The sequence below is a fragment of the Pseudomonas sp. AF32 genome (assembly GCF_022342325.2).
GTDB classification, from domain to species: domain Bacteria; phylum Pseudomonadota; class Gammaproteobacteria; order Pseudomonadales; family Pseudomonadaceae; genus Aquipseudomonas; species Aquipseudomonas uvaldensis.
Genome location: NZ_RQJK02000011.1, coordinates 147,861 through 172,520 on the forward strand (window position 1 = coordinate 147,861; position 24,660 = coordinate 172,520).

The 24,660-nt window shown below is 61.4% G+C and carries 24 protein-coding genes; 14 read left to right on the forward strand and 10 right to left on the reverse strand.

Annotation, left to right across the window (positions count from 1 at the left end; all coding sequences use genetic code 11):
• The first annotated feature begins 37 nt into the window (after positions 1-37).
• The 6 genes from pcaH to pcaC all read left to right on the forward strand — a co-directional run bounded on the left by pcaH (position 38) and on the right by pcaC (position 5,387).
• A complete protein-coding gene (gene pcaH / locus EGM97_RS12645; protein WP_238960887.1) occupies positions 38-742 on the forward strand; it encodes a protocatechuate 3,4-dioxygenase subunit beta in 705 nt (234 codons plus the stop codon).
• A gap of 1 nt (position 743) precedes the next feature.
• Positions 744-1,310, forward strand: coding sequence for a protocatechuate 3,4-dioxygenase subunit alpha (gene pcaG / locus EGM97_RS12650; RefSeq protein WP_238960886.1), 567 nt, complete (start codon positions 744-746; stop codon positions 1,308-1,310).
• A 188-nt stretch (positions 1,311-1,498) separates the two neighbouring features.
• A complete protein-coding gene (locus EGM97_RS12655; RefSeq protein WP_053146322.1) occupies positions 1,499-2,794 on the forward strand; it encodes an MFS family transporter in 1,296 nt (431 codons plus the stop codon).
• A 21-nt stretch (positions 2,795-2,815) separates the two neighbouring features.
• Entirely contained in the window at positions 2,816-4,180 is a 1,365-nt protein-coding gene (locus EGM97_RS12660; protein ID WP_238960885.1) for a 3-carboxy-cis,cis-muconate cycloisomerase, read from the forward strand.
• Between the two features lie 12 nt (positions 4,181-4,192).
• A complete protein-coding gene (gene pcaD / locus EGM97_RS12665) occupies positions 4,193-4,984 on the forward strand; it encodes a 3-oxoadipate enol-lactonase (protein WP_238960884.1) in 792 nt (263 codons plus the stop codon).
• Positions 4,985-4,994: 10 nt separating this feature from the next.
• The gene (gene pcaC, locus EGM97_RS12670; protein ID WP_238960883.1) at positions 4,995-5,387 is read left to right on the forward strand and encodes a 4-carboxymuconolactone decarboxylase; all 393 of its coding nucleotides are present in this window, start codon (positions 4,995-4,997) and stop codon (positions 5,385-5,387) included.
• A 270-nt stretch (positions 5,388-5,657) separates the two neighbouring features.
• Here pcaC and EGM97_RS12675 read toward each other — a convergent pair whose 3' ends face one another.
• On the reverse strand, positions 5,658-6,911 hold the full coding sequence (locus tag EGM97_RS12675) for an OprD family porin (RefSeq protein WP_477788808.1): 1,254 nt from the start codon (positions 6,909-6,911) through the stop codon (positions 5,658-5,660).
• A 299-nt stretch (positions 6,912-7,210) separates the two neighbouring features.
• On the opposite strand from EGM97_RS12675, the gene EGM97_RS12680 reads away from it, so the two are divergent.
• The gene (locus EGM97_RS12680) at positions 7,211-7,414 is read left to right on the forward strand and encodes a hypothetical protein (RefSeq protein WP_238964297.1); all 204 of its coding nucleotides are present in this window, start codon (positions 7,211-7,213) and stop codon (positions 7,412-7,414) included.
• 157 nt (positions 7,415-7,571) lie between these two features.
• Here EGM97_RS12680 and adeC read toward each other — a convergent pair whose 3' ends face one another.
• From adeC to EGM97_RS12695, 3 genes are read right to left on the reverse strand one after another with little or no spacing between them, the layout of a single operon-like run.
• Positions 7,572-9,029 carry an AdeC/AdeK/OprM family multidrug efflux complex outer membrane factor gene (adeC, locus tag EGM97_RS12685; RefSeq protein WP_238964298.1) on the reverse strand — a complete coding sequence of 486 codons (1,458 nt, stop codon included), beginning with the start codon at positions 9,027-9,029 and terminating at the stop codon, positions 7,572-7,574.
• On the reverse strand, positions 9,029-12,190 hold the full coding sequence (emhB, locus tag EGM97_RS12690; RefSeq protein ID WP_238964299.1) for an efflux RND transporter permease subunit EmhB: 3,162 nt from the start codon (positions 12,188-12,190) through the stop codon (positions 9,029-9,031). The genes adeC and emhB overlap by 1 nt, the downstream gene beginning before the upstream one ends.
• Before the next feature lie 3 nt (positions 12,191-12,193).
• Positions 12,194-13,351: an efflux RND transporter periplasmic adaptor subunit gene (locus EGM97_RS12695; protein WP_238964300.1), complete on the reverse strand. Its 1,158-nt coding sequence runs from the start codon at positions 13,349-13,351 to the stop codon at positions 12,194-12,196.
• Between the two features lie 261 nt (positions 13,352-13,612).
• Between EGM97_RS12695 and EGM97_RS12700 the strand changes: the two genes are divergently transcribed.
• Positions 13,613-14,245 carry a TetR family transcriptional regulator gene (locus EGM97_RS12700; protein WP_238964301.1) on the forward strand — a complete coding sequence of 211 codons (633 nt, stop codon included), beginning with the start codon at positions 13,613-13,615 and terminating at the stop codon, positions 14,243-14,245.
• Positions 14,246-14,349: 104 nt separating this feature from the next.
• On the opposite strand, the gene EGM97_RS12705 is transcribed toward EGM97_RS12700, so the two are convergent.
• The 4 genes from EGM97_RS12705 to EGM97_RS12720 form a co-directional block, all read right to left on the reverse strand.
• Positions 14,350-14,865, reverse strand: a complete 516-nt coding sequence (locus EGM97_RS12705; RefSeq protein ID WP_238964302.1) for a hypothetical protein — start codon at positions 14,863-14,865, stop codon at positions 14,350-14,352.
• Between the two features lie 309 nt (positions 14,866-15,174).
• Positions 15,175-16,224: an alkene reductase gene (locus EGM97_RS12710; protein ID WP_238964303.1), complete on the reverse strand. Its 1,050-nt coding sequence runs from the start codon at positions 16,222-16,224 to the stop codon at positions 15,175-15,177.
• A 31-nt stretch (positions 16,225-16,255) separates the two neighbouring features.
• Positions 16,256-17,422, reverse strand: coding sequence for an MFS transporter (locus EGM97_RS12715; RefSeq protein ID WP_238964304.1), 1,167 nt, complete (start codon positions 17,420-17,422; stop codon positions 16,256-16,258).
• A 15-nt stretch (positions 17,423-17,437) separates the two neighbouring features.
• Positions 17,438-17,740: an ArsR/SmtB family transcription factor gene (locus EGM97_RS12720; RefSeq protein WP_003198672.1), complete on the reverse strand. Its 303-nt coding sequence runs from the start codon at positions 17,738-17,740 to the stop codon at positions 17,438-17,440.
• 152 nt (positions 17,741-17,892) lie between these two features.
• Here EGM97_RS12720 and EGM97_RS12725 point away from each other — a divergent pair, with 152 nt between their 5' ends.
• A complete protein-coding gene (locus EGM97_RS12725) occupies positions 17,893-18,477 on the forward strand; it encodes an acyl carrier protein phosphodiesterase (protein ID WP_238964305.1) in 585 nt (194 codons plus the stop codon).
• 117 nt (positions 18,478-18,594) lie between these two features.
• On the opposite strand, the gene EGM97_RS12730 is transcribed toward EGM97_RS12725, so the two are convergent.
• Both EGM97_RS12730 and olsB read right to left on the reverse strand, forming a co-directional pair.
• Complete coding sequence (locus EGM97_RS12730; RefSeq protein WP_238964306.1) at positions 18,595-19,386, reverse strand: lysophospholipid acyltransferase family protein; 792 nt, start codon at positions 19,384-19,386, stop codon at positions 18,595-18,597.
• On the reverse strand, positions 19,386-20,141 hold the full coding sequence (gene olsB, locus EGM97_RS12735) for an L-ornithine N(alpha)-acyltransferase (protein WP_238964307.1): 756 nt from the start codon (positions 20,139-20,141) through the stop codon (positions 19,386-19,388). Before olsB ends, EGM97_RS12730 begins: the two co-directional genes overlap by 1 nt.
• Before the next feature lie 153 nt (positions 20,142-20,294).
• Here olsB and EGM97_RS12740 point away from each other — a divergent pair, with 153 nt between their 5' ends.
• The 5 genes from EGM97_RS12740 (at position 20,295) to EGM97_RS12760 (ending at position 24,608) form a co-directional block, all read left to right on the forward strand.
• Positions 20,295-21,173, forward strand: coding sequence for an acyl-CoA dehydrogenase family protein (locus tag EGM97_RS12740; RefSeq protein WP_238964308.1), 879 nt, complete (start codon positions 20,295-20,297; stop codon positions 21,171-21,173).
• A gap of 167 nt (positions 21,174-21,340) precedes the next feature.
• Positions 21,341-22,435: a serine hydrolase domain-containing protein gene (locus EGM97_RS12745; RefSeq protein ID WP_238964309.1), complete on the forward strand. Its 1,095-nt coding sequence runs from the start codon at positions 21,341-21,343 to the stop codon at positions 22,433-22,435.
• Positions 22,432-22,740 (forward strand): amidase, encoded by a 309-nt coding sequence (locus EGM97_RS12750; RefSeq protein ID WP_238964310.1) that lies wholly within the window; start codon positions 22,432-22,434, stop codon positions 22,738-22,740. Before EGM97_RS12745 ends, EGM97_RS12750 begins: the two co-directional genes overlap by 4 nt.
• A 118-nt stretch (positions 22,741-22,858) precedes the next feature.
• Positions 22,859-23,449 carry a YceI family protein gene (locus EGM97_RS12755; RefSeq protein WP_238964311.1) on the forward strand — a complete coding sequence of 197 codons (591 nt, stop codon included), beginning with the start codon at positions 22,859-22,861 and terminating at the stop codon, positions 23,447-23,449.
• Between the two features lies 1 nt (position 23,450).
• Positions 23,451-24,608: a phospholipase D-like domain-containing protein gene (locus EGM97_RS12760; protein ID WP_238964312.1), complete on the forward strand. Its 1,158-nt coding sequence runs from the start codon at positions 23,451-23,453 to the stop codon at positions 24,606-24,608.
• Positions 24,609-24,660 lie beyond the last annotated feature (52 nt).

Genomic DNA, 24,660 nt, shown 5'->3' on the forward strand with positions numbered 1-24,660 from the left:
ACGTCGTTCTACTAATAAGAAACCGAGGAATGCTTTCATGACTGACAAGCCTGGTTACCGTCGCCCTCAAGCGGGCACCCAGCCGGAGTATCTGCACCCGCCGTACCAGTCCACCAACCTGCGCTCGCCGTCCAAGCCGTTGGTGCATCTGCCTCACTCTCTGTCGGAAATCACCGGTCCGACCGTAGGCGCCGACCGCGTGCACGAGAAAGACAACGACCTGACCGCCCAGCATGCCGGCGAGCCTTTGGGGGAGCGCATCATCATTCACGGACGCGTGCTGGACGAGAACGGCCATCCCGTGCCGGGCATTCTGGTGGAGATCTGGCAGGCCAACGCCGCCGGCCGCTACCACCATGACCGCGACAAACATGATGCACCGCTGGACCCGAACTTCACCGGCACCGGCCGCACCGTCACCGATGCCGATGGCTGGTATCAGTTCCAGACCATCAAGCCCGGCGCCTACCCGTGGGGCAACCATCACAATGCCTGGCGCCCGGCGCATATCCATTTCTCGTTGTTCGGGCCGAGTATTCTGACGCGCCTGGTGACGCAGATGTATTTTCCTGGCGACCCGTTGCTGGCCTACGATCCGATCTATAACTGCGTGCCGGACACGAGCGCCAAGGAGCGCCTGATCGCTCGCTTCGACCTGGAAAAAACCGTTCCCCACTACGCCCTCGGTTATCGCTGGGACATCGTCTTGCGCGGCCGCGAAGCCACGCCGATGGAGAAATAAGATGACGCTTACCGCCACTACCTCCCACACCGTCGGCCCTTACTACCACATCGGCCTGACCTGGCTGAATCGCGAAGACATGACCGCAGCCCAGACCCTCGGTCAGCGCGTGACAATCACTGGGCAGGTCATCGACGGCAACGGCGAGTTCGTCAACGACGCCATGCTGGAAGTCTGGCAAGCCAACGCCGCCGGTAAGTATGCCCATCCGGAAGATGAGCAGGACAAACCCCTGGACCCGCACTTCGAAGGCTTCGGTCGGGTGCCAGTGGACGCCGAAGGGCGTTTCCGCTTCACCACCATCAAGCCCGGTACCGTGCCGGGGCTGGGCGGGACGACCCAGGCACCGCATCTGGTGGTGCTGGTGTTCGCCCGTGGCCTGGTCAAGCATCTGCTGACGCGCATCTATTTCGATGGCGAGCAAGCCAACGAGAGCGATCCGCTGCTGGCCTGCGTACCCGAAGAACGTCGCGGCACAATCGTGGCCAAGCCCGATGCATCGGGTGTGTATCAGTGGAATGTGGTGTTGCAGGGGACAGATGTCGAGACGGTGTTTTTTGACTATTGATGACTGAACCTGTGGGAGCGAGCCTGCTCGCGATGGCGGTGGGTCAGTCGCATCGATATTGAATGTGCTGGCCTCATCGCGAGCAGGCTCGCTCCCACAAGGAGTCAACTCAGCCAAGGCGATACTGTGGAACGGGGCTGTTACAAATTGTGTCTAGACTTTGTCAGCCCCTAACGAGTGAATAATCCATGACCACCCTAACCACTCACTACACCGGCGAAGAGCGCAGCAAGCGCATCTTCGCCATTGTCGGTGCCTCATCCGGCAACCTGGTCGAATGGTTCGACTTCTACGTCTATGCGTTCTGCGCGATCTATTTCGCTCCGGCGTTCTTCCCGTCCGACAACCCTACGGTGCAATTGGTCAACACGGCCGGTGTGTTCGCCGCCGGGTTTCTGATGCGCCCCATTGGCGGTTGGATCTTCGGCCGGGTGGCGGACCGTCACGGGCGCAAGAATTCGATGATGATTTCGGTGCTGATGATGTGTTTCGGCTCGTTGCTCATCGCCTGTTTGCCCACTTACAAGGACATCGGCGTCTGGGCCCCGGTGCTGCTGTTGTTCGCCCGCTTGTTGCAAGGCTTGTCAGTGGGTGGCGAGTACGGCACCACCGCCACTTACATGAGCGAAGTCGCCCTCAAGGGGCAACGCGGTTTCTTTGCCTCGTTCCAGTACGTGACGCTGATCGGCGGTCAGTTGCTGGCGGTGTCGCTGGTGGTGATCCTGCAGCAGTTTCTCAACGAAGACGAACTGCGCGCTTATGGCTGGCGAATCCCGTTCGTGGTCGGGGCCGTGGCGGCGTTGATCTCGCTGTTCCTGCGTCGCTCCCTTAAGGAAACCAGCAGCAAGGAGATGCGTGAGAACAAGGACGCCGGCAGCATCGCTGCGCTGTTTCGCCACCACAAGGCAGCCTTCATCACAGTGCTGGGCTACACCGCCGGTGGTTCGCTGATTTTCTACACCTTCACCACCTACATGCAGAAATACCTGGTGAACACCGCCGGCCTGCACGCCAAGACGGCCAGTTACATTATGACCGGCGCGCTGTTCCTTTATATGTGCATGCAGCCGTTGTTCGGCATGCTCGCCGACCGGATCGGCCGACGTAATTCCATGCTCTGGTTCGGTGCTCTGGGGGCGTTGTGTACGGTGCCGATCCTGCTGACCCTCAAAAGCATCAGCAGTCCGTTCCTGGCTTTCATCCTGATCACCCTGGCATTGGCAATCGTCAGCTTCTACACCTCCATCAGCGGTCTGGTAAAAGCCGAGATGTTTCCACCCGAAGTGCGGGCGCTGGGGGTAGGGTTGGCTTACGCGGTGGCGAACGCGGTGTTCGGTGGTTCGGCCGAGTACGTCGCCCTGAGCCTGAAAGCCCAAGGCATGGAAAACGCGTTCTACTGGTATGTCACGGTGATGATGGTCGTGGCGTTCCTGTTCAGCCTGCGCCTGCCGAAGCAACCGGCGTATTTGCATCACGACCTTTAAGTTAGCCATCAAGGACTGTTTATGAGCCAACGACCGGGCAATCAGCTGTTCGATGCCTACTTCACCGCCCGCGATATGCGCGAGGTGTTCTGTGACGCTGGGCGGGTGCAGGCCATGCTCGACGTCGAGGCGGCGCTGGCCCGGGCAGAGGCGCGGGTCGGGCTGGTTCCCGAGAGGGCGGTGGCGCCAATCGAGAAGGCCTGTCGTGCCCAGCTGTATGATTTTTCAGCGTTGGGCGAGGCGATTGCCAGCGCGGGCAATTCGGCGATCCCATTGGTCAAGGCGCTTGGCAAGCGCATCGCCAGCGAGAACGCCGAGGCTGAGCGTTATGTGCATTTGGGCGCTACCAGCCAGGACGTGATGGACAGCGGTCTGGTCCTGCAACTGCGCCAGGCGCTGGAGCTGATCGAAGGTGAGCTGACACATCTGGCGGTCACCCTGGCCCGACAGGCCGAGCGCTACGCCGCCACACCGCTGGCCGGACGCACTTGGTTGCAGCATGCGACGCCACTGACCCTCGGCATGAAAATCGCCGGGTGGCTGGGAGCGATCACCCGCGGTCGTCAACGCTTGAGCGAACTGAAACCGCGGTTGCTGGTGCTGCAATTCGGCGGTGCGTCCGGGACGCTCGCCGCGTTGGGTGAGCACGCGCTGCCCGTCGCCGAAGCCTTGGCCGCCGAGCTGCAACTGAACCTGCCGGAACAACCGTGGCACACCCAGCGTGATCGCTTGGTGGAGTTTGGCTCAGTGCTGGGCTTGATCGCCGGCAGCCTGGGCAAACTGGGGCGCGACATCAGCCTGTTGATGCAGACCGAGGCCGCTGAAGTCTTCGAGCCGTCGGCGCCGGGCAAGGGTGGCTCATCCACCATGCCCCACAAGCGCAATCCGGTGGGCGCGGCGGTGCTGATCGCCACGGCGACGCGGGTGCCTGGCCTGGTGTCGACGCTGTTCAGCGCCATGCCCCAGGAACATGAGCGCAGCCTGGGCCTGTGGCACGCCGAATGGGAAACCCTGCCGGAGATCTGCTGCCTGGTGTCCGGCGCCTTGCACCAGGCGCGGTTGCTGGTCGAAGGGCTGGAAGTGGATGAGGCGCGTATGGCGCGAAATCTCGAACTGACCCAGGGGCTGGTGCTGGCCGAGGCGGTGAGCATCGTCCTGGCCCAGCGGGTCGGACGCGACACTGCCCATCATCTGCTGGAGCAGTGCTGCAAGCGCGCCGTCGCCGAGCAGCGGCACTTGCGCGCTGTGCTGGGGGACGAACCCCAAGTGACCGCGCAGTTGTCCGCCGCTGAGCTCGATCAATTACTCGACCCCGCTCAGTATCTCGGCCAGGCCCGGACCTGGGTCGCCCGAGCGGTGGCTGAACACCTTGCCCTTAACGCCTGAAAGGAGATGGTTGTGGGATTCGTCAAACTCGCCGAGGGCGAACTGCATTACTCATTCGACGGGCCGCAGGACGCCCCGGTGCTGCTGCTCTCCAACTCGTTGGGCACCAACCTGCATATGTGGGACGAACAGGTTGCGGCGTTCAGCGAGCACTTTCGCGTGCTGCGTTTTGACACGCGTGGTCATGGCCGATCGTTGGTGACCGAAGGCCCGTACAGCATCGAGCAACTGGGCCGAGACGTGCTGGCGATGCTCGATGCCCTGAACCTCGACAAGGTGCATTTCTGCGGCTTGTCCATGGGGGGGCTGATCGGCCAGTGGCTGGGGATCAATGCCGGCGAACGGTTGAACAAGTTGGTGGTTTGCAACACGGCGGCCAAGATCGGTGACCCGTCGGTGTGGAACCCGCGTATCGAAACCGTGTTGCGCGATGGCAAGGAGGCGATGGTTGCGTTGCGCGATGCTTCGATTGCCCGTTGGTTTACGCCAGATTTCGCCGAGGCTTATCCAGAAAAGGCCAAAAAAATCACCGATATGCTCGCCGCCACCTCGCCCCAGGGTTATGCCGCCAACTGCGCGGCGGTGCGCGATGCCGATTTCCGTGAGCAACTGTCCTCGATCCGTGTGCCGCTGCTGGTGATAGCGGGCACTGAAGACGCCGTGACGCCGCCGGCGGGCGGGCACTTTATCCAGGAGCGGGTCAGCGGGGCGCAGTACGCCGAGTTCCGTGCCGCTCACCTTTCCAATGTCCAGGCCGGCGCGGCGTTCAGCGCGCGAGTGCTGGATTTCCTGCTCGGTGTCTGAGGAGTTTTCTGTGGACGAGAAACAACGTTACGACGAAGGCATGCAAGTACGCCGCGCGGTGCTGGGTGATGCCCATGTCGACCGCAGCCTCACGGCCTTGAACGAGTTCAACAGCGAGTTCCAGGAGATGATCACCCGCCACGCCTGGGGCGACATCTGGACCCGCCCGGGCCTGCCGCGCCACACTCGCAGCCTGATCACCATCGCCATGCTGATCGGCATGAACCGCAACGAAGAACTCAAGCTGCACCTGCGCGCCGCCGCCAACAACGGCGTGAGCCGCAGCGAGATCAAGGAAGTGATCATGCAAAGCGCGATCTACTGTGGCATCCCGGCGGCCAATGCCACGTTCCACCTGGCCGAGTCGGTGTGGGATGAGCTCGGAATAGAATCCCGAACTTAAGACCGCCACCAATCCCCTGTGGGAGCGGGCTTGCTCGCGAAAGCGATGGGTCAGCTGGCGATGATGCCGAATGTACCTACGCCTTCGCGAGCAAGCCCGCTCCCACGGTTAATCTGTGCAGGCCACAAGTCCGTGGACCACCGCAGCCCTCTGTGGGAGCGGGTTTACCCGCGAAAGCGGTGTGACAGTCGATGAAGATGTTGAATGTGCCGACGCCTTCGCGAGCAAGCCCGCTCCCACAGGGATTAGCAGCGCCCTGTGCTGTTGGCCTTACAACAAACTGATCGGATAGCTGACGATCAAGCGGTTCTCATCGAACTCGTTCGTGCTGAAGTCACGACGTATTGACGAGTTGCGCCATTTCACGTTGAGGTTCTTCAGCGCACCGCTCTGGACGGTATAGGCCAGTTCACTTTCACGTCCCCATTCCTTGCCATCGTGGACCGTGGCGGTGTGCACGTTTTCGCCGCTGATGTAGCGGTTCATCAGGGTCAGGCCCGGCACGCCGACGGCGGCAAAGTTGAAGTCGTGGCGCACTTGCCAGGATTTTTCCTTGGCGTTGTCGTAGCTGGAGTTGTAGCTGTCGTTGGCCAGGGTGCCGCCGCTGGTGCCGTTGACGCGCATCCAGGCATCGTCGCCGCCGACTTTTTGCAGGCCGACATAGAAGGTGTTGCCGCCGTATTTGGCCGAGAGCATGGCGAAGGCGGTTTTGTTGTCCAGGTCGCCGGCCAGCGCGCTGCCGTTTTCCTTGCCGATGAAGTAGCCAAGGTTGGCGCCCAGGGTCCAGTCGCCGATGGGCTGGCTGTGGGTCAGGTTGAAATATTGCTGCTGATAGATGTCGGACAGTTCCGCGTACCAGACGCCGATCTGGGTGCGTTTCTCGTTGAAGGCATATTCGCCGCCGCCGAAGTTGAAGCGGTCGGACGTGGCGGCCGGACGGCCGTTCATGAACATGTCTTCCATGCTCGCGTCATTGCGCGGGCTGTTGCCGCGGAACTGTCCGCCATACAGGCTCAGGCCGCTGATTTCGGTGGAAGTGATCTGACCACCGCGGAAGGTCTGTGGCAGGGAGCGACCATCGTCGGAACGCAGAATCGGCAGCACCGGCATCCATTCGCCGACCTTCAGTTCGGTCTTCGACACCTTGGCCTTGAGGGCGACGCCCAGGCGACCGAAATCATCGGCCGGGCGACCGTCGTCGTGCACTGGTAACAACTGAGTGCCGGCCGTGCCTTTACCGCCGTCGAGCTTGATCGAGTACAGGCCCAGCACGTCCACCCCGAAACCTACCGTGCCCTGGGTGAAACCGGACTTGGCGTCGAGGATGAAACTCTGGGTCCACTCTTCGGCCTTGCCCTGGGTTGCGTTGGCATTGGTGAAATTACGGTTGAAGTAGAAATTGCGCAGGTTCAGCGTGGCTTTCGTGTCCTCGACGAACCCCGACTCCGCCGCCAGGACGGGCAGGGCGGTGCTGGTCAGGGCGACGGCAATGAGGCTGGGGAACAAGTGCTGTGTGGGCTTCATGGGCGTTGTCTCTTATTTTCTATGGACGAAGCGGGTCGTTGCCGCACTTTTTGCGGTGCGAGCGGTAAGGGGTAGCCGGGGTTGTTAGGGCGATTGGGGATCAGCCGGGCGAGGCGGGGCGCAGGGGCATGGCGTCGAACCTGTTGTTATTGGTTTTGTGGCAGCGATGGTGAAGGTCCAGGCCGGATCGGTTCAATTGCCGTGTGTGGGTTTTGGGCGATTATCGAACGGCAAAAATAGCCGATGGATGCCGTTCCCCCCGGTGGGAGCAAAGCTTGCTCGCGATAGGGGCCTGTCAGGTGATCGAGTACATATCCATTGCTGCGGTAACGGCGGCTGGCGGTTTCGCCCTGACGGCGACTTACTTTTTTTCAGACGCCAAAAAAAGTAAGCAAAAAAGGCTCGCCCCACCACTCGGCACCTCGCCCAGGCGAGGTGCCGAGTGGTGGGGCAAAGCGTTTTTGGTTACTTTTTTGGCGTTTGAAAAAAGTAACCCGCCGTAAGGGCGGAACCGCCAGCGGCCGTTATCGCAGCAATGGATATGTACTCGATCAACTGACAAGCCCACATCGCAATCGAAGCTCCCACACAACCCTGTAGAAACCCAAACAAAAAGCCCACCTTCCGGTGGGCTTCGTGTTTCAGCGTTCAAGCATCAAGTCAGAACAATTTCATCGGCGGCGCTTTCTCTGCCACCGGCTCGTTCTTGCCCGTCTCGGCATTCCAGCCACCACCCAATGCCTTGTACAGATTGACCTCGCTGGTCAACTGCGCAAGGCGGTCGGTAATCAGCGATTGCTGGGCACTGAACAGCTGGCGCTGGGCGTCGAGGAAGGTCAGGTTGCTGTCGACACCGATTCGGTAGCGACGCTCGGCCAGGCGGTAGTAGTCCTGGTTGGAGGCAACGTAGGCAGTCTGGGCCTGCAACTGTTCGTTATAGGTCCGACGTGCGGCCAGGCCGTCGGAGACTTCCTGGAACGCCGTCTGAATGGCCTTCTCGTAGTTGGCAACGTTGATGTCTTTCTGGATCTTGGCGTAATCCAGGCTCGCCCGCAGGCTGCCAGCGTTGAAGATCGGCAGGTTGATCTGCGGTGCGAACGTCCAGGTGCCCGAGCCGCCCTTGAACAGCCCGGACAGGTCCGGGCTCAATGTGCCGGCGTTGGCCGTCAGGCTGATGCTCGGGAAGAACGCGGCCCGCGCGGCGCCGATGTTGGCGTTGGCGGCCAGCAGGTTGCGTTCGGCCTGGAGAATATCGGGGCGACGTTGCAGCAGGTCCGACGGCAACCCGGCGGGCACTTCGCTGAGCAGATCATCGCTGAGCGGTTGCGTGTTCAGATTCGCCGGCAGGCCGGTGCCCAGTAGCAGGGTCAAGCTGTTTTCGTCCTGGGCCACCTGGCGGGTATAACGGGCCAGTTGAACGCGGGCGTTTTCCACCGCCGTACGGGCCTGGCTCAGGTCGAGTGCCGAGGCAACGCCGACATCGGCGCTGCGGGTGGTCAGCTGGAGGCTTTGCTCGTAGGTCGCCAGGGTTTCCTGGGTCAACTTGAGCAGTTCCTTGTCGGCCTGCCAGGTCAGGTAGGCGTTGGCGACACTCGCCACCAGGCTGATCTGAGTGCTGCGACGTGCTTCTTCGGTGGCGAAGTAACTTTGCAGCGCTTGTTCGCTCAGGCTGCGAACGCGGCCGAACAGATCCAGTTCATAGGCACTGATGCCCAGGGTGGCCGAGTAGGAACTGCTGATGGCCGCTTCGCCGGTCTGCGAAGCGCGGGCCGGCAGGCGCTGGCGGCTGCCGGAACCGGTGGCCGAGACCGCCGGGAACAGGTCCGCCCGCTGGATGCGGTATTGCGCGGCGTAGGCGTCGATGTTCAGCGCGGCGACCCGCAGGTCGCGGTTGTTTTCCAGGGCCACCTGGATCAACTGCTGCAGCGCCGGATCATGGAAAAACTGTTTCCAGCCTTGTTCCGCGGCAGCCTGGTTGGCCGCCTTGGCTGGCTCGTAGGCCGGACCTTGCGGGTACTGCGCCGCGACCGGTGCTTCGGGCCGCTGATAATCGGGAATCAGCGAGCAACCGCTGAGCACGACGGCGGCGATGGTCAGGGAAAGTAGCGACTTGCTCATTAGCCAGCCTCTTTGGAAGTTTCAGGAGTGTCGTTGTGGTCGGCGTTTTTGCGACGGCCTATCGACGACACGGTCACGAAGAACAAGGGTACCCAGAAGATTGCCAGGACGGTGGCGGTGATCATACCGCCGATCACGACGGTGCCGATGGCGTGTTGGCTGCCGGAACCTGCACCCGTAGAGATCGCGAGAGGCACAACGCCGAGGATGAACGCGAGCGACGTCATGATGATCGGTCGCAGACGCATACGGCAAGCTTCGATGGCCGCCTCCTGCAAGCTCTTGCCCTGCTCGTGGAGTTCCTTGGCGAACTCGACGATCAGAATGGCGTTTTTCGCTACCAGGCCAATGGTCGTCAGCAGGCCGACCAAAAAGTACACGTCATTGGAAAGACCACGCAAGCTGGTTGCCACCAACGCACCGATGATCCCCAGTGGTACCACGAGCACGATCGCAATCGGGATCGACCAGCTTTCATACAGCGCAGCCAGGCACAGGAACACCATCAGGATGGACAACGCGAACAGTGCTGGCGCCTGGGAGCCGGCCAGTCGTTCTTCGTACGACAGACCCGTCCACGAAATGCCGACACCGGCCGGTAGCTTTTTGGCAATGGCTTCGACTTCAGCCATGGCCTCGCCGGTGGAGTAACCCGGCGCGGGGACGCCCAGGATTTCCATCGCTTCCACGCCGTTGTAGCGGGCCAGCTTCGGCGAGCCGTAGATCCATTCACCCTTGGCGAATGCGCTGAACGGCACCATGGTTCCGGCGCTGTTGCGTACGTACCATTTCTTCAGGTCTTCGGGGCTCATGCGAGCATTCGGCTGGCCCTGCACGTACACCTTCTTCACCCGACCGCGGTCGATGAAATCGTTGACGTAGCTACTGCCCAGGGCAATTGACAGGGTGCTGTTGATATCCGAAATGGTCACGCCCAGGGCGCTGGCTTTTTCGTCATCGATTTCCAGTTGATATTGCGGCTCGTCGTTCAGACCGTTCGGACGAACCTGAGCCAGCACCTTGCTCTGGGCCGCCATGCCCAGGAACTGATTGCGTGCTTCCATCAACTTGTTGTGGCCGATGCCGGCGCGGTCCTGCAGGAACACGTCGAAACCGGTGGCGTTACCCAGCTCCATCACCGCCGGCGGGGCGAAGGCGAACACCATCGCGTCGCGGAAGGTGAAGAAGTGCTGCTGCGCACGGGCCGAAATCTTGAACACCGTGTTGTCGGCGTTTCGCTCTTCCCACGGCTTGAGCATGATGAACGCCATGCCCGAGCTCTGGCCACGGCCGGCGAAGTTGAAGCCGGTCACGGTGAACACCGAGGCTACGCCATCGCCTTCGCCGCCGTCCTTGCCGGGGCGCAGCAGGAACTCACGCATTTTGTCCACCACCACCTGGGTGCGCTCGGCACTGGAGCCCGCCGGGGTTTGCACCTGCGCAAACAGCACGCCCTGGTCTTCTTCGGGAAGGAAGGAGGAGGGAATGCGCATGAACAGCCAGATCATGCCGACGAAGATGATCAGGTAGGCCAGCAGGTAGGGGGCCTTGTGCCGCAGGATATTGCCGACGCCTCGTTCGTAGCTCTGTACGCTGCGGTCGAAGTTGCGGTTGAACCACCCGAAGAAGCCGCGTTTTGCGGTGCCGTGATCACCCTTCGCAATTGGCTTGAGCATGGTGGCGCACAAGGCCGGCGTGAAGATCAGCGCTACCAGCACCGACAGGGCCATGGCCGAGACGATGGTGATGGAGAACTGTTTGTAGATCACGCCGGTAGAACCGCCGAAGAACGCCATCGGCAGCAGCACTGCCGAAAGCACCAGGGCAATACCCACCAGGGCACCCTGGATCTGGCCCATTGATTTCTTGGTGGCTTCCTTGGGCGACAGGCCTTCTTCGCTCATCACCCGTTCGACGTTTTCCACCACGACGATGGCGTCGTCCACCAGCAAGCCGATGGCGAGCACCATGCCGAACATGGTCAGGGTGTTGATGCTGAAACCGAATGCCGCGAGGATCCCGAAGGTACCCAGCAATACCACCGGAACCGTCATCGTGGTGATGATGGTGGCGCGGAAGTTCTGCAGGAACAGGAACATCACCAGGAACACCAGCGCGACTGCTTCGACCAGCGTCTCCACTACGCCTTTGATCGATTCGCTCACCACCGGCGTGGTGTCATAGGGGAACACCACTTCCATGCCTGGCGGAAAGAACGGCTTGAGGTTGTCGACTGTCTGGCGCAGGGCCTTGGCCGTGTCGAGGGCGTTGGCACCGGTGGCCAGTCGCACTGCCAGGCCCGAGGCCGGGGCACCGTTGAACTGGGCGTTGATGCTGTAGTTCTCACCGCCCAAGGCTACATCGGCGACGTCACCGACGCGCACCTGCGAGCCATCCGGGTTGACCTTGAGCAGGATCGCCTTGAACTGCTCGGCGGTCTGCAGGCGGGTCTTGCCGATGATGGTGGCGTTCAGCTGCTGGCCCGGCACGGCGGGCAGACCGCCGAGCTGGCCGGACGAGACCTGGACGTTCTGCGCGGAGATGGCGGCGCTCACGTCAGCCGGTGTCAGGCTGTAGTTGTTCAGCTTGGCCGGGTCGAGCCAGATCCGCATCGCGTACTGGGCACCGAAGACCTGGAAGTCGCCGACACCCGAGGTGCGCGAGATCGGGTCCTGCATGTTCGACACGATGTAGTTGGAAAGGTCTTCCCGGGTCATGGTGCCGTCGCGCGATACCACGCCGATCACCATCAGGAAGTTTCTCACCGACTTGGTCACTCGGATACCTTGTTGCTGCACCTCTTGCGGCAGGAGCGGGGTCGCCAGGTTCAGCTTGTTCTGGACCTGGACCTGCGCGGTGTCGGAGTTGGTGCCCTGCTCGAAGGTCGCGGTAATGGTCATGCTGCCGTCGGAGTTACTTTCCGAGGAGACATAACGCAGGTTGTCGATACCGTTGAGTTGTTGTTCGATGACCTGCACCACGGTGTCCTGCACGGTCTGCGCGGACGCACCCGGGTAGGTCACCTGGATCGCAATGGCCGGTGGAGCGATGCTCGGGTACTGGTTGATCGGCAACTTGAGGATCGATAGAGCTCCGACCAGCATGATCACCAGGGCGATCACCCAGGCGAAGATCGGACGGTCGATAAAGAATTTCGACATGGTTTACTCCCCTTTGCCGCCGGCTGCTTTATCAGCTGCCTGGGCGGGGGCCGGGTTCTTGGTGCCCACATTGGTGGCTTCGGTGGCCTTGACTTCCACCCCTGGCCGTACGTACTGCAACCCTTCGGTAATCACGCGATCGCCGGCCTTGAGCCCGTCTTCGATCAGCCACTGGTTGCCGACGGTGCGGCTGGCCTTGAGCTGGCGCAACTCGACCTTGTTGTCCGGTCCCACCACCAGCGCGGTCGGCATGCCCTTGAGGTCCCGGGTCACGCCTTGCTGTGGGGCGAGGATCGCCGCGCTGTTCACGCCGGCTTGCAATTGCGCGTGGACGAACATGCCCGGCAGCAGGGTGTGGTCAGGGTTGGGAAACACGGCGCGCAGGGTGACGGACCCGGTGGTCTGGTCGACCGAAACCTCCGAGAACTCCAGCTTGCCCTCATGGGCGTACTGGCTGCCGTCTTCCAGGATCAGTTTGACTGTGGCTGCATTGTCGCCGGCCTTCTGCAACCGGCCACTTTCCAGCTCGCGCCGCAGTTGCAGCAGTTCGACCGAGCTCTGAGTCACGTCGACATAGATCGGGTCCAGTTGCTGGATGGTCGCCAGGGCGTCTGCCTGGCCACTGCTGACCAGTGCGCCCTCGGTCACCGAGGAACGGCCGATGCGACCGGAAATCGGTGCATAGACTTTGGTGTAGCGCACGTTGATCTGGGCGGTTTGCAGGTTGGCTTCCGACTCGAGGCGGTTGGCCACGGCGGTGTCGTATTCCTGGCGGCTGACGGCTTGCTCATCCACCAATTGCTTGTAGCGATCGGCAATCGATTTGGTGGAGCGCAGGTTGGCCTCGGCGCTCTTGAGCGTGGCTTCGTACACGGCCGGGTCGATCTGGTACAGCTGCTGACCGGCCTTGACGTCGGCACCTTCCTTGAACAAGCGCTTGAGGATGATGCCGTTGACCTGCGGGCGAACTTCCGCAACGCGGAATGCGCTGGTACGTCCCGGAAGTTCGGACGTCAGGGTGAAGGGCTGGGTCTTGAGGGTGACGACGCCGACCTGAGGAGGGGGTGCGGCAGGGGCCGCTTCTTCCTTTTTGCATCCGCTGAGCAGCGATGCCAGGGCGATGGCGGTAACCAGAGCGGTAACAGCTGGCTTGAATTGCATGGAAATCCTCGGGTCAGGCGCGCAACAGCGCACTCGAAAGGTGGAAGGTTATAAAAGAAGCATTATTCAATTAGTAGGTTGCTAAGAAATATACTTACGTACACGGTTGTTTGTAAACAGTCAAATTGCGTACCATCCGGTTTTACAAAAGCCTGACAAAGGCCATACAGACCGAAGGCGCACCGATGGGCGGTCGCGTCCCTTTCGCTCAGCTGACCTTTACCTACTGCTGACGCATCCTGATTCGAGGTGTTTACTGCCATGGTCCGTCGTACCAAAGAGGAAGCCCTGGAGACCCGTAACCAGATACTCGAAGCGGCCGAGAGAGCTTTTTTCGAGCGGGGTGTGGCCCGCACGACGTTGGCTGACATCGCGACGCTGGCCGGTGTGACGCGCGGGGCTATCTATTGGCATTTCAGCAACAAGGCGGATCTGCTCCAGGCCATGCTCGATACCTTGCACGAGCCGCTGGATGACTTGGCCCGTGCCAGTGAGAGCGAAGAGGAGCTTGATCCGTTGGGCTGCACGCGCAAGCTGCTGGTGCGCCTGTTCCAACAAGTGGCGCTGGACCCGAAAACCCGACGTATCAACGAGATTCTTTTCCATAAGTGCGAGTTCACCGATGAAATGTGCGATTTGCGTCAGCAGCGACGCGAGGTCAGCCTCGACTGCAATGTGCGTATCGCGCTGGCGTTGCGCAATGCAGTGAACCGCGGTCAATTGCCGGATGACCTGGACCCCGAGAGGGCGGCGATTGCCCTTCATGCCTATATCGACGGCATTCTGTATCAGTGGCTGCTGGCCCCCGACAGCTTCGCGCTGGCGGGTGAGGCCGAGCGCTGGGTAGACACTGCGCTGGACATGCTGCACCTGAGCCCCAGTCTGCGCAAATGAAACAAAATGAGTAATTGCATCGGGTTGTGTCAATAGCGGGTCGGCAGGGGAACCGCCGGGACAATCCCGGCGGCTTGTTCAATCGTTGAACCGCAGGGTAGCGGTTAGTTGGACTTTTCGACAATAACGCGGACGGTGTAGCTGAACGGTGGCTCCAGCATTTTCTGCGAAATCTCGGACCTGCAGGTATATTCGCCATCGCCGGTATAGGCTGTCCTGCTCTTCCAGTCAGGCCTGTATTGAGGTTCCAGGACGCCAAAGCCGACCGGGGCTTCGAATTTGGTTTGAATCTGGCATCCAAACTTGGAGTTCTTTAGTTGGTAGGAAAGAACGATCTCGATGGGCTTGACCTTTCTTAGCGAGGGCTGCCAGTCGGAAGTCGGATAAGTGAAGTTTCTTTTGTTGGTGAAGTGGATGTTTCGCATCGATCGGGGAGCCACGTCATAGGGGCTCAAGGAAAAGTCCGCAGGTGGTGACGGGTCAGTCAACATGTTGGTCATTTCCAGGATACCGGTAGTGTTATTTGTGATCTCCACGGTAACTCCTGTATTGGCCAGGCTGCTGGCAACCATCGTGGGGCCCAGTATCAGGGCAAGGATGAAACTTTTCATGATTTTCATAGTTGGGCGTCTCTTGTAAATGCAGGGCTCGCTGGCGCCTGCACGAATTTATGCATGTTTGATGAATTGAATGATGTTGCTTGGATGAGTGCTATATCAGTAGAAAATAATCGAATGTTTGATAACTAAATCCATTTAGTGGTCGGGCTTTTATTATTAGCGTTGTGGCATTAATGAATCCAGCGTGGTGTGGGTTGGTGTTGTTATTAGGTGTTTCCAAGTGGTGAGTAGTTGATGTTGTGAAGTGTATGGGCATAAAAAAGCCCCGTCGTTTTCGAGACGGGGCTTTGGGTAAAAAACTTTCCAGACTTACATCACGGGATAATCGATATAGCCCACCGGACCTTTCCCGTAGAACGTTTCCGGATGAGGCTCGTTCAAGGGGGCGTCGGCTTTCAAGCGTGCCGGCAGGTCCGGGTTGGCAATGAACGGAACCCCGAAGGCAACGGCGTCTGCCTTGCCTTGCGCCAGCCAGGCATTGGCGCTGTTCTTGGTGAAGCGTTCGTTGGCGATGTACGGGCCGCCGAAAGCTTGCTTGAGCTGCGGGCCGATGCTGTCGTCGCCTTCTTTTTCGCGGGAGCAGATGAACGCGATGCCGCGTTTGCCCAGTTCGCGGGCTACGTAGCTGAAGGTTTCCAGACGGTTTTCGTCACCCATGTCATGGGAGTCGGCACGCGGCGCGAGGTGCACGCCGACACGGCCGGCGCCCCAGACTTCGATGGCAGCGTCGGTCACTTCCAGCAGCAGGCGGGCACGGTTTTCCAGGGAACCACCATAGTTGTCGGTGCGCTGGTTGGTGCTGCTTTGCAGGAATTGATCCAGCAGGTAGCCGTTGGCGCCATGGATCTCGACGCCGTCGAAACCGGCGGCCTTGGCGTTTTCGGCGCCGACGCGGTAGGCATCGACGATGTCGGCGATTTCAGCGGTTTCCAGGGCGCGTGGCGTCGGGTAGTCGGCCAGCGGACGCACCAGGCTGACGTGGCCCTTGGGCTGGATGGCGCTTGGCGCCACCGGGATTTCACCGTTCAGGTACGACGGGTGGGAAATGCGGCCTACGTGCCACAGCTGCAGGAAGATCTTGCCGCCGGCGCCGTGGATCGCCTTGGTCACGTTGGCCCAGCCGCGTACCTGGTCGTTGGACCAGATGCCGGGAGTGTCCGGGTAGCCCACGCCCATTGGCGTGACGGAGGTCGCTTCGCTGAGGATCAGGCCGGCGGAAGCGCGTTGCACGTAATACTCGGCCATCAGCGCGTTGGGCACGCGGCCTGCGTCAGCACGGCAGCGGGTGAGCGGGGCCATGATGATGCGGTTTTTCAGTTCAATATCGCCGAGTTTGATCGGATCGAAAATAGTCGCCATGAATTACAACCTCGTCTGTGTAGGGTAAGAATCAGTGAGTAGCAGGTGCCAGACCGGCGTCGCCGCCCTGGCGGAAAGTAATCAGGGTGACCAGCAAGGCCAGCACCGCGAGGGCGCCGGCGGCCAGGGGCACGGCGGTCAGGCCCAGGCCATGATCAATGACGCTGCCACCCACCCAGGCACCCAGGGCATTGCCAATGTTGAAGGCGCCGATGTTCAGGGTGGACACCAGGTTCGGCGCGGATTTGCCGAAGGTCACCACATTGACCTGCAGGGCCGGTACGGCGGCGAAGCAGGCGGTCGCCCAGAGGAACAGGGTGATCTCGGTAGGGATCAGCGCAACGCTGGTCCAGCTCAATACGGTGGAAACCGCGGCCATGGTGATGAACACGCCGATCAGGGTGTTCGCCAGGCTCTTGTCCGCCAGCTTGCCGCCGATGATATTGCCCAGCGTCAGGCCCAGGCCGATCAACACCAGCGTCCAGGTCACGCCACGGGGCGATACGCCGGTGACCTCGCCCAGCAAAGGGGCGACATAGGTGAACAAGGCGAACACCGAGGCAGAGAACAGTGCGGTCATTCCCAGGGATAACCACAGGCCCGCACCTTTGAGCGCCACCAGTTCCGAGCGCATGTCGAGTTTTTCTTCATCGTGCCGGGTCGGCAGGAAGCGGATCAGGCCGATCAGTGCAACCACGCCAATGATGGTCACGACCCAGAAAGTAGAGCGCCAGCCCGCTTCCTGGCCCAGCGCGGTACCCAGTGGTACACCGAGCACATTGGCCAGGGTCAGACCGGTGAACATCAGCGCAACGGCCGAGGCGCGTTTGTTGGGCGCCACCAGACCGGCGGCCACCACCGAACCGATACCGAAGAACGCGCCATGGCACAGGGCAGTGACCACTCGGGCGAACATCAGCACGTTGTAGTCACTGGCAATCGCGCAGAGCAGGTTGCCGACGATGAAAATACCCATCAGCACCACCAGGGCAGCCTTTCGCGGCAACCGCGCCGTGGCCAGCGCCATGAACGGTGCACCAATGGCCACGCCCAGGGCGTAGCCGGTCACCAGCCAGCCGGCACCGGGAATCGATACGCCCAGGTCCGCCGCCACATCGGGCAACAGGCCCATGATGACGAATTCGGTAGTGCCGATGGCGAAGGCGCTCAGGGCCAGGATGAGAAGTGAAAGGGGCATGGCGGGTCCTTTGGATCAGAGCTCTTGGCTCATTTGCTTGAGGAACTGCTGGATCACTTCCTCGTTGCGTTTGAAGAAGTGCCATTGACCGACCTTCTGGCTGGTGATCAGCCCCGCCCGTTGCAAAACCGCCAGATGAGCCGACACGGTGGACTGCGACAAGCCGCAGCGCTGGTCGATCTGTCCGGCGCAGATGCCGAATTCATGGTTGTGCAACTGTTCGGGGAACTGGACCTTGGGGTCCTTGAGCCAGTTGAGGATGTCTCGCCGTACTGGATGTGCCAGGGCTTTTATTATTTCGTCGAGGTCGAGGGTCATGTGGGCAGCTCGTGGGTAAAACGCTATATCGCGATGAGGCGAACCATAAATCGTTACTTCGCGATATACCAATATGTATTTGATCTGAGCACCGAACGAATCGCTATATCGGGTTATAACGATATGAGGCTGGCAATGCTAAGCTGCCGCTCATGAACTATCTTGCGCACCTGCACCTCGGCGGCACCGGCCGGGAAGAATTGCTCGGCAGCCTCTACGGCGATTTCGTCAAGGGACCGCTGCAGGGGCTGTATGACCCACGGATCGAAGCGGCGATTGCCTTGCATCGGCGCATCGACCTGTACACCGACCGCCACCCTCTGGTGGACATTGCCCTGTCGCGGTTTTCCACGTTACGGCGACGCTATGCGGGCATCGTGCTCGATGTTTTCTTCGATCATTGCCTGGCGCGGGATTGGGCGCTGTACGGCGAAGGGCTGCTACCGGACTTTACGTCCCGGGTGTACCGGGTACTCGCTGCCGAACCGCAACTGCCGGGGCGTCTGGCACAAATAGCACCTTATATGGCAGCGGATGACTGGCTGGGTTCTTATCAGGATTTCGACGTGCTCGGGCAGGTATTGCGAGGAATCTCCCGGCGCTTGTCTCGCCCTGAAGAGCTGGCCGGGGCGATGGAAGAGTTGTCCAGGCTCTACGAACCCTTGAGCGAAGACTTTCAGCTGTTTTATCCGCAGCTCCAGGACTTTGCCCAGAGCCACCCAGCACCGCAAAATTAAACTGTGGGAGCGGCCTGCTCGCGATGGCGGTCGTTCAGCCAACCTCTCTGCTGAATGCCAGGTCGCTATCGCGAGCAGGCTCGCTCCCACAGGATTTCCATCGCATGAAAAACTGTGTCAAGCCGCGATGGCAGGGCGCATTGGAACCTGCTGCTTCTCGGGAAGCTCGCCAAACAACGCCTTATGCACCGCCTGCTGCGCCTGGAACGCCAGGGCCGCACGTTCCTGTCCCTGGCAGGCGATGGGCTGCAGCAGGTAGATGTGCACGTGACCCCGGTCGTTGGCGAACAGGCGCATCAGGTGCGACAGCAAGTCGTCATCACCAATGAACGGTGCCAGGGAATCCGGTTCGCCGTTGCGCAGGTAACGGATCGCCACCGGCTGCAAGGCGACATCGGCGTCTATGGCTGCCGACAACAGGCGACCATGAAAGGTACGCAACGAGCGACCATCGGTGGTAGTGCCTTCCGGGAACATCAACAGCGGGTGGGTCTGTTCCAGGTGGCGGGTCATCTGCTTGCGGATCAACTGGCTGTCGCCCGAGCCGCGGCGGATGAACAGACTGCCGGCTTTTGCCGCCAGCCAACCGGCCACCGGCCAGGTGCGCACTTCGGCCTTGGACAGGAACGACAGGGGCGTGAGCATGCCCAGCAGCGGGATGTCGGTCCAGGACACATGGTTGCTGACCCACAGCATCGGCTGTAGCGGCAACTGCCCGTGGACAGTCACGGAAAAGGGCAGGGCATGGCTCAGTCGTGCCATGAAAAATCGTGACCAGCGCTGACGGCGCGTCATGGAGTTGGCGAGCCCCAGGCGTTCGAACAGACCGAATACGCTGGCCATGGCCAGGCCCAGCGCCACCACCAGCAGCACCCGTGCGATGCGCGCGTACACCCTGAGCCGGCTCATCAGACCGCCGCCTTGAAGTGACGGGCGTAACGTGGGCAGAGGTTATCGCGCTTGAGCAGGATAAACACGTCGGCGACCTGAAATTCCTCATCCCAGCACGGCTCGCCGCAAATCTTCGCGCCCAGGCGCATGTAGGCCTTGAGCAGCGGCGGCATTTCGGCAATCACGTTGGACGGTACGTCCAGAGCCGGCAAGGGCTTTTTCGGTACGGCCTGCAGGTGCTCGTTGCACAGGTAGCGTTCGCGCAGGCGCTGCATGATCGCCTGGGCCTGGACGCCGCCGTCCTGCATCGGAATGCTCGCGCAGCCCATCAGGTAGCTGTAGCCGCCCTCGTTCAGGACCTCGGCCAGTTCGCCCCACAACACGGCGATGGTGCCGCCGTTGCGGTAGGCCGGGTCGACACAGGTGCGGCCGATCTCAAGGATCGGACCCTGGAGATGGACCAGGCCATGGAGGTTGAATTCCTCTTCGCTGTAGAAACGGCCCAGGCTGCTGGCGGCCTGGTGGTCGAGCAAGCGAGTGGTCGCCACGAGACGGCCGGTGTTCAGGTCGCGTACGCCGATGTGGGCGCAGTGAACATCGTAGTCATCCATGTCCAGACCCATTTCCGCGCCCTTGAGCCTGGCGTTGAATTCGCCGCTGAAGACCTTGAAGCGCAGGGCCTGGGCTTCCTGCAGCGCCTGTGCGCCAATCAGGCGTTCGGCTTGCAGACGGCGTTCATTGCCGGTGTCGCTGATGCGGGCGATCTGAGTCATAGCGAATCTCCGTGCGGGCTGTGCACCCGTCTAGGGTTGAGCCAATCGACTTTCTTTATGCAGCCATGTTGTGCAAAGTCAGGCTATGTAGCCCCGGTGTCATCGCCATGAAGCTTTGGTGATGCTTATATGACAGCCCTCAGGAGCCCTCCCATGCCTTGGCACTCTCTGATCGAACGTGGCGAGCGATTGACTGCTCATCCGGACCTGGCCGAGGGGTATGCGGCGTTGCTGCAGCGTCTGGGGTCGGTCACCCCGTTCGAGCTGGCGGTCGCCGGCGGCCGGTTGATGGCCACACCGGGATTGGCCTTTCTGGTGGGTTACCAGGCAGCGCTGCGTGCACTCTGGCCCAGTGCGCCTCACAGCCTCGGCGCCTTGTGTGCCACTGAACAGCGCAGCCTGCGACCGGCGGACATGCAGACCCGCCTGAGCGACTTGCGTCTGTGCGGACGCAAGGATTTCGTCACCGCCGGGGATGCCGCCGAATGGCTGCTGATCGCCGCTCGCTGCGAAGCACCCGATGAAAGACCGCGACTGAGCCTGGCGGTGGTCTATGCCGGCGAGCCCGGCGTGACCCTGGAAAAATTACCGCCCATGGCCTTGATGCCGGACATCAGCCACGGTCGGGTCGTGCTCGACAGCGCGCCCTGCGAGTTGCTTGCGGGTGACGGTTGGGATGCCTACGTCAAACCGTTCCGCACCCTGGAAGACCTTTATGTGCTCAGTGCCATGGTCGCTTGGCTGTATGGCGTGGGGCAGGACTGTGAGTGGCCCCAGGGGTTGCAGTTGCGCCTGCTGGGGTTGCTGGCGGGGTGTGCGGAAGTGAGCCGCCATAACCCGTCGACTGCCGCAGGGCATGTGCTGCTGGGTGGGCTGTTCGCGCAGTTCAAGGGACTGGATGACGAACTCAACGGCGCGCTGGCCGCCGGGCCCGATTCATGGCGCGAGATGTGGATGCGGGATAAGGCCGTGATGGACATGGCGGCGGGGGCGCGGGCCAAGCGGCTGGCCAAGGCGTTGGGAAGCACCTGATCCCTGTGGGAGCGAGCCTGCTCGCGATAGCGGTGTATCAGCCAATGCGATGGCGACTGGTCTGACGCCATCGCCAGCAGGCTCGTTCCCACAGAAAAACGCTCCAGCATCCAAACTGTCATCAAGCCTGATTAGACTCCTCAGGTTCAATCCTGCGAGCCCCGCCCATGTTCAAAGGCTGGTTGCTGATCCCGTTCCTGCTGCTCAACCTGAACGTTCACGCCGAAGACTGGCCCGGTGAGCAGTGGCCGACCGGCCCGGTTCCCATCGGCCCAGCCATCGAAGCCCTGGAGCAATACGCATTTCCCCCTCGGAACGACACCACTCGCGAAGGTATTCGCACCGACGCATTGCTGGTCCTCCAGGACGGCCGACTCGTCTACGAACGTTATGCCGGTCCCACCCGCGCCGACACTCCGCACCTGACCTGGTCCATCAGTAAAAGCCTGCTGGCAACCGTGTTCGGTGTGGCCTATGGGGAAAAGCGGTTCGGCCTGCAAGACCCAGCCGCCAAGTACTACCCGGCGCTGGACAAGTACCCGGATGTGACCCTCGTCGACCTTTTCCACTGGGCCTCAGGCCTGGACTGGCAGGAAGACTACGAATACGCGCCACTCAACTCTTCCGTGATCGCGATGCTCTATACCCGCGGCCGTCGCGACATGGCAGCGTTTACCGCGCAACACGATAGCTACAGCCCACCGGGTCAGGTGTTTCGTTATTCCAGCGGCGACAGCAACCTGTTGGCGGCCGCGCTGAAAAATATTGTCGGTCCGGCACGTTATCCCGATTATCCGTGGACCGCGTTGTTCGAACCGCTGGGCATTCGTCACGCCACTTGGGAAACCGATGCCAGCGGCATCTTCGTCGGCTCTTCCTATGCCTACCTTACTGCCCGGGATCTGGCGCGGATCGGGTTGTTGATGCTGCGTGACGGTCGTTGGGGCGAGCGGCAACTGATTCCCCAGGAGTGGGTCGCGTTCAATCGTGAGCCCTTCGACCGTTTCCAGGCCGGCCAGGACGAAGCCGTGCCGGGCGGGCACTGGTGGCTCAACCGCGCCGCCGATCCGGCCATCCGCCCCTGGCCCGATGCGCCATCGGATACCTATGCCGCGTTGGGGCATTGGGGTCAGGCACTGTACATCGTTCCCAGTGCCCGGCTGGTCATCGTGCGTTATGGCGACGACCGCGACGGCAGCTATCGGCATAACGAGCTGCTCAAGCGAGCCATGGCGGCGTTTGCCGGGGCGGTGCAGCCGTGAAGCGCAAGGTTTTTGTCGTTTTGACGCTGGCGCTGCTCGGAGCGTTGCTCGTCTGGGTCTGGCTCGAACGGGTGGCGCTAGGTGCCTTTCCCGACATCATCAGTGCCTACACCGCCAAGGAATATTGCTCGTGCCGCTACGTGATGCAGCAACCGGCCGAGTATTGCCGCGGCTATGTGAAGCAGTCGGTGCCGACCAGCGACTTTCTCGAAAGCCCCGAGGAGAAACGCATTACGGTCAGCGGGCTTGGGCGCAGTAACAGTGCGCGGTGGATGGGAGCGCGACAGGGTTGTCGGTTGGAGTAACCCAAAGCGACCTGATCCTTGCCACCGGTGGGTTTCGAGCATCTATCGAAACAGACAGTTTGCAAGCGCCCTCGGCCCGGTTAAGGTTCGCCACAGGTTTATCTGCCCCCGAGTGTGTATGTTCAAGCGGTTTCTTTCCCTCGCTGTCGCCACCTTGCTGCTGGCCGGCGCCGCGCTGCCGGCCCAGGCCGACTGGTACCTGGACGGCGAGTCGTCGCGGCTGTCGTTCATCAGCAGCAAAAACGGCAATGTGTCAGAGGTCCAGCGCTTCCTCGTGCTGCACGGCCAGGTCCAGCCCAAGGGCACGGCCCGGCTGGAAGTGGAGCTGGAGTCGATCAACAGCGGCATTCCCTTGCGGGACGAGCGCATGCGCGCCGAACTGTTCGACATCAAGCAATTTCCCGAAGCCACGGTCACCGCACAGATCGATCTTTTGCCCATCCAGGACCTGGCCAACGGCGCGCAATTGGAGCTGCGTTTGCCGCTGACGGTGGAACTGCACGGCAAGCAGCACGAATACAACGTCGAACTGCTGGCGACACGCCTGGACGAACGACGTTTCCAAGTGGTGACCCTGGAGCCGGTGGTGCTCAATGCTGCGGATTTCGACCTCGCGCCGGGGCTCGAGACGTTGCGCAAAATGGCCGGGCTCTCGGCCATCAGCCTGTCGGTGCCGGTGAGCGCGGTGCTGATTTTCACGGCGCGCTGACATGAGCGGCCCGGTATTTCCCTGGCGCGAAGGCAATAAGTTCGAACTGTTGATCGACGGCCCGCAATTCTTCCCGCGCATGCTCGTCGAAATCGCCCGGGCCCGGGAGCAAGTCGAACTGGAGCTGTACCTGGTGGAGGCGGGAGCCTGCGCCGAGGCGATGGTCCAGGCGCTCGTTCAGGCGGCCGAACGTGGCGTGCGAGTGCGTTGTTTGTTCGATGACTATGGCAGCCTGGCGTTTACCCTGGGCTTGCGTAACCGTTTGATCGAAGCCGGTGTGGAACTGCGTTTCTATAACCGCCTGAGCTGGCGCCGTTGGGTGCGCAATTTCTACCGTGACCACCGCAAACTCCTGTTGGTGGACCAGCGCCTGGCGGTGGTCGGCGGCACCGGGGTGACCGATGAATTCTGGAACCCCCTCGACAACCGCAGCGAGTGGCACGAGGTCATGGTGGAAATTGTCGGGCCGTTGGTGCTGGACTGGCAGTTGCTGTTCGATCGCCAATGGATCGCCAACCGTCATCGTCGCGCCTGGAAGCCGGCGTCCAACTTCGGGCTGCCGCGCTTGCCCCGCGTGCCACCGGTGGGCGAGGGCACGGGCCGGGTGGCGTATGCCGACGCCCGCCAGCATCGCGATATCCTGCAATCGCTGTCTCGGGCGTTGAACAGCGGGCAGAAGCGAATCTGGATGGCAACGCCCTATTTCCTGCCAACCTGGAACGTGCGCCGTTCCTTGCGCAAGGCCGCGGCCCGGGGCATCGACGTACGCCTGCTGCTCACCGGGCCGCGTACCGATCACCCGTCAGTGCGTTATGCCGGGCACCGTTATTACCCACGCCTGCTCAGGGCCGGGGTGAAAATCTTCGAATACCAGCCATGTTTCCTGCATTTGAAAATGGTGCTGGTGGATGACTGGGTCAGTATCGGTTCCTGCAATTTCGATCACTGGAACCTGCGTTTCAATCTGGAAGCCAACCTGGAGGCCCTCGACCCGTCGCTCAGCGCAGCGGTGGCGGCGAGTTTCGAACAGGATTTTGCCCAGAGCCAGCAAGTCAGCCTCGACGCCTGGCGGCGCCGGCCGCTGTGGAAGCGGGTCAAGCAGCGGTTGTGGGGGTTGGTGGATCGGGTGGTGGTGAATCTGCTGGGCCGGCGGGGCTGACGATATACCGCAGATCCAATGTGGGAGCGGGCTTGCTCGCGAAAGCGGCCGT

Coding starts and splice junctions, on each gene's coding strand:
- EGM97_RS12705 (WP_238964302.1), bottom strand. CDS start 14,865: ATGAAAATCATGAAAAGTTTCATCCTTGCCCTGATACTGGGCCCCACG.
- adeC (WP_238964298.1), bottom strand. CDS start 9,029: ATGAGCAAGTCGCTACTTTCCCTGACCATCGCCGCCGTCGTGCTCAGC.
- EGM97_RS12745 (WP_238964309.1), top strand. CDS start 21,341: ATGTTCAAAGGCTGGTTGCTGATCCCGTTCCTGCTGCTCAACCTGAAC.
- EGM97_RS12710 (WP_238964303.1), bottom strand. CDS start 16,224: ATGGCGACTATTTTCGATCCGATCAAACTCGGCGATATTGAACTGAAA.
- pcaG (WP_238960886.1), top strand. CDS start 744: ATGACGCTTACCGCCACTACCTCCCACACCGTCGGCCCTTACTACCAC.
- pcaH (WP_238960887.1), top strand. CDS start 38: ATGACTGACAAGCCTGGTTACCGTCGCCCTCAAGCGGGCACCCAGCCG.
- EGM97_RS12725 (WP_238964305.1), top strand. CDS start 17,893: ATGAACTATCTTGCGCACCTGCACCTCGGCGGCACCGGCCGGGAAGAA.
- EGM97_RS12720 (WP_003198672.1), bottom strand. CDS start 17,740: ATGACCCTCGACCTCGACGAAATAATAAAAGCCCTGGCACATCCAGTA.
- EGM97_RS12755 (WP_238964311.1), top strand. CDS start 22,859: ATGTTCAAGCGGTTTCTTTCCCTCGCTGTCGCCACCTTGCTGCTGGCC.
- EGM97_RS12660 (WP_238960885.1), top strand. CDS start 2,816: ATGAGCCAACGACCGGGCAATCAGCTGTTCGATGCCTACTTCACCGCC.
- olsB (WP_238964307.1), bottom strand. CDS start 20,141: ATGACTCAGATCGCCCGCATCAGCGACACCGGCAATGAACGCCGTCTG.
- EGM97_RS12695 (WP_238964300.1), bottom strand. CDS start 13,351: ATGCAATTCAAGCCAGCTGTTACCGCTCTGGTTACCGCCATCGCCCTG.
- EGM97_RS12760 (WP_238964312.1), top strand. CDS start 23,451: ATGAGCGGCCCGGTATTTCCCTGGCGCGAAGGCAATAAGTTCGAACTG.
- EGM97_RS12700 (WP_238964301.1), top strand. CDS start 13,613: ATGGTCCGTCGTACCAAAGAGGAAGCCCTGGAGACCCGTAACCAGATA.
- emhB (WP_238964299.1), bottom strand. CDS start 12,190: ATGTCGAAATTCTTTATCGACCGTCCGATCTTCGCCTGGGTGATCGCC.
- EGM97_RS12740 (WP_238964308.1), top strand. CDS start 20,295: ATGCCTTGGCACTCTCTGATCGAACGTGGCGAGCGATTGACTGCTCAT.
- EGM97_RS12655 (WP_053146322.1), top strand. CDS start 1,499: ATGACCACCCTAACCACTCACTACACCGGCGAAGAGCGCAGCAAGCGC.
- EGM97_RS12675 (WP_477788808.1), bottom strand. CDS start 6,911: ATGAAGCCCACACAGCACTTGTTCCCCAGCCTCATTGCCGTCGCCCTG.
- EGM97_RS12715 (WP_238964304.1), bottom strand. CDS start 17,422: ATGCCCCTTTCACTTCTCATCCTGGCCCTGAGCGCCTTCGCCATCGGC.
- EGM97_RS12730 (WP_238964306.1), bottom strand. CDS start 19,386: ATGAGCCGGCTCAGGGTGTACGCGCGCATCGCACGGGTGCTGCTGGTG.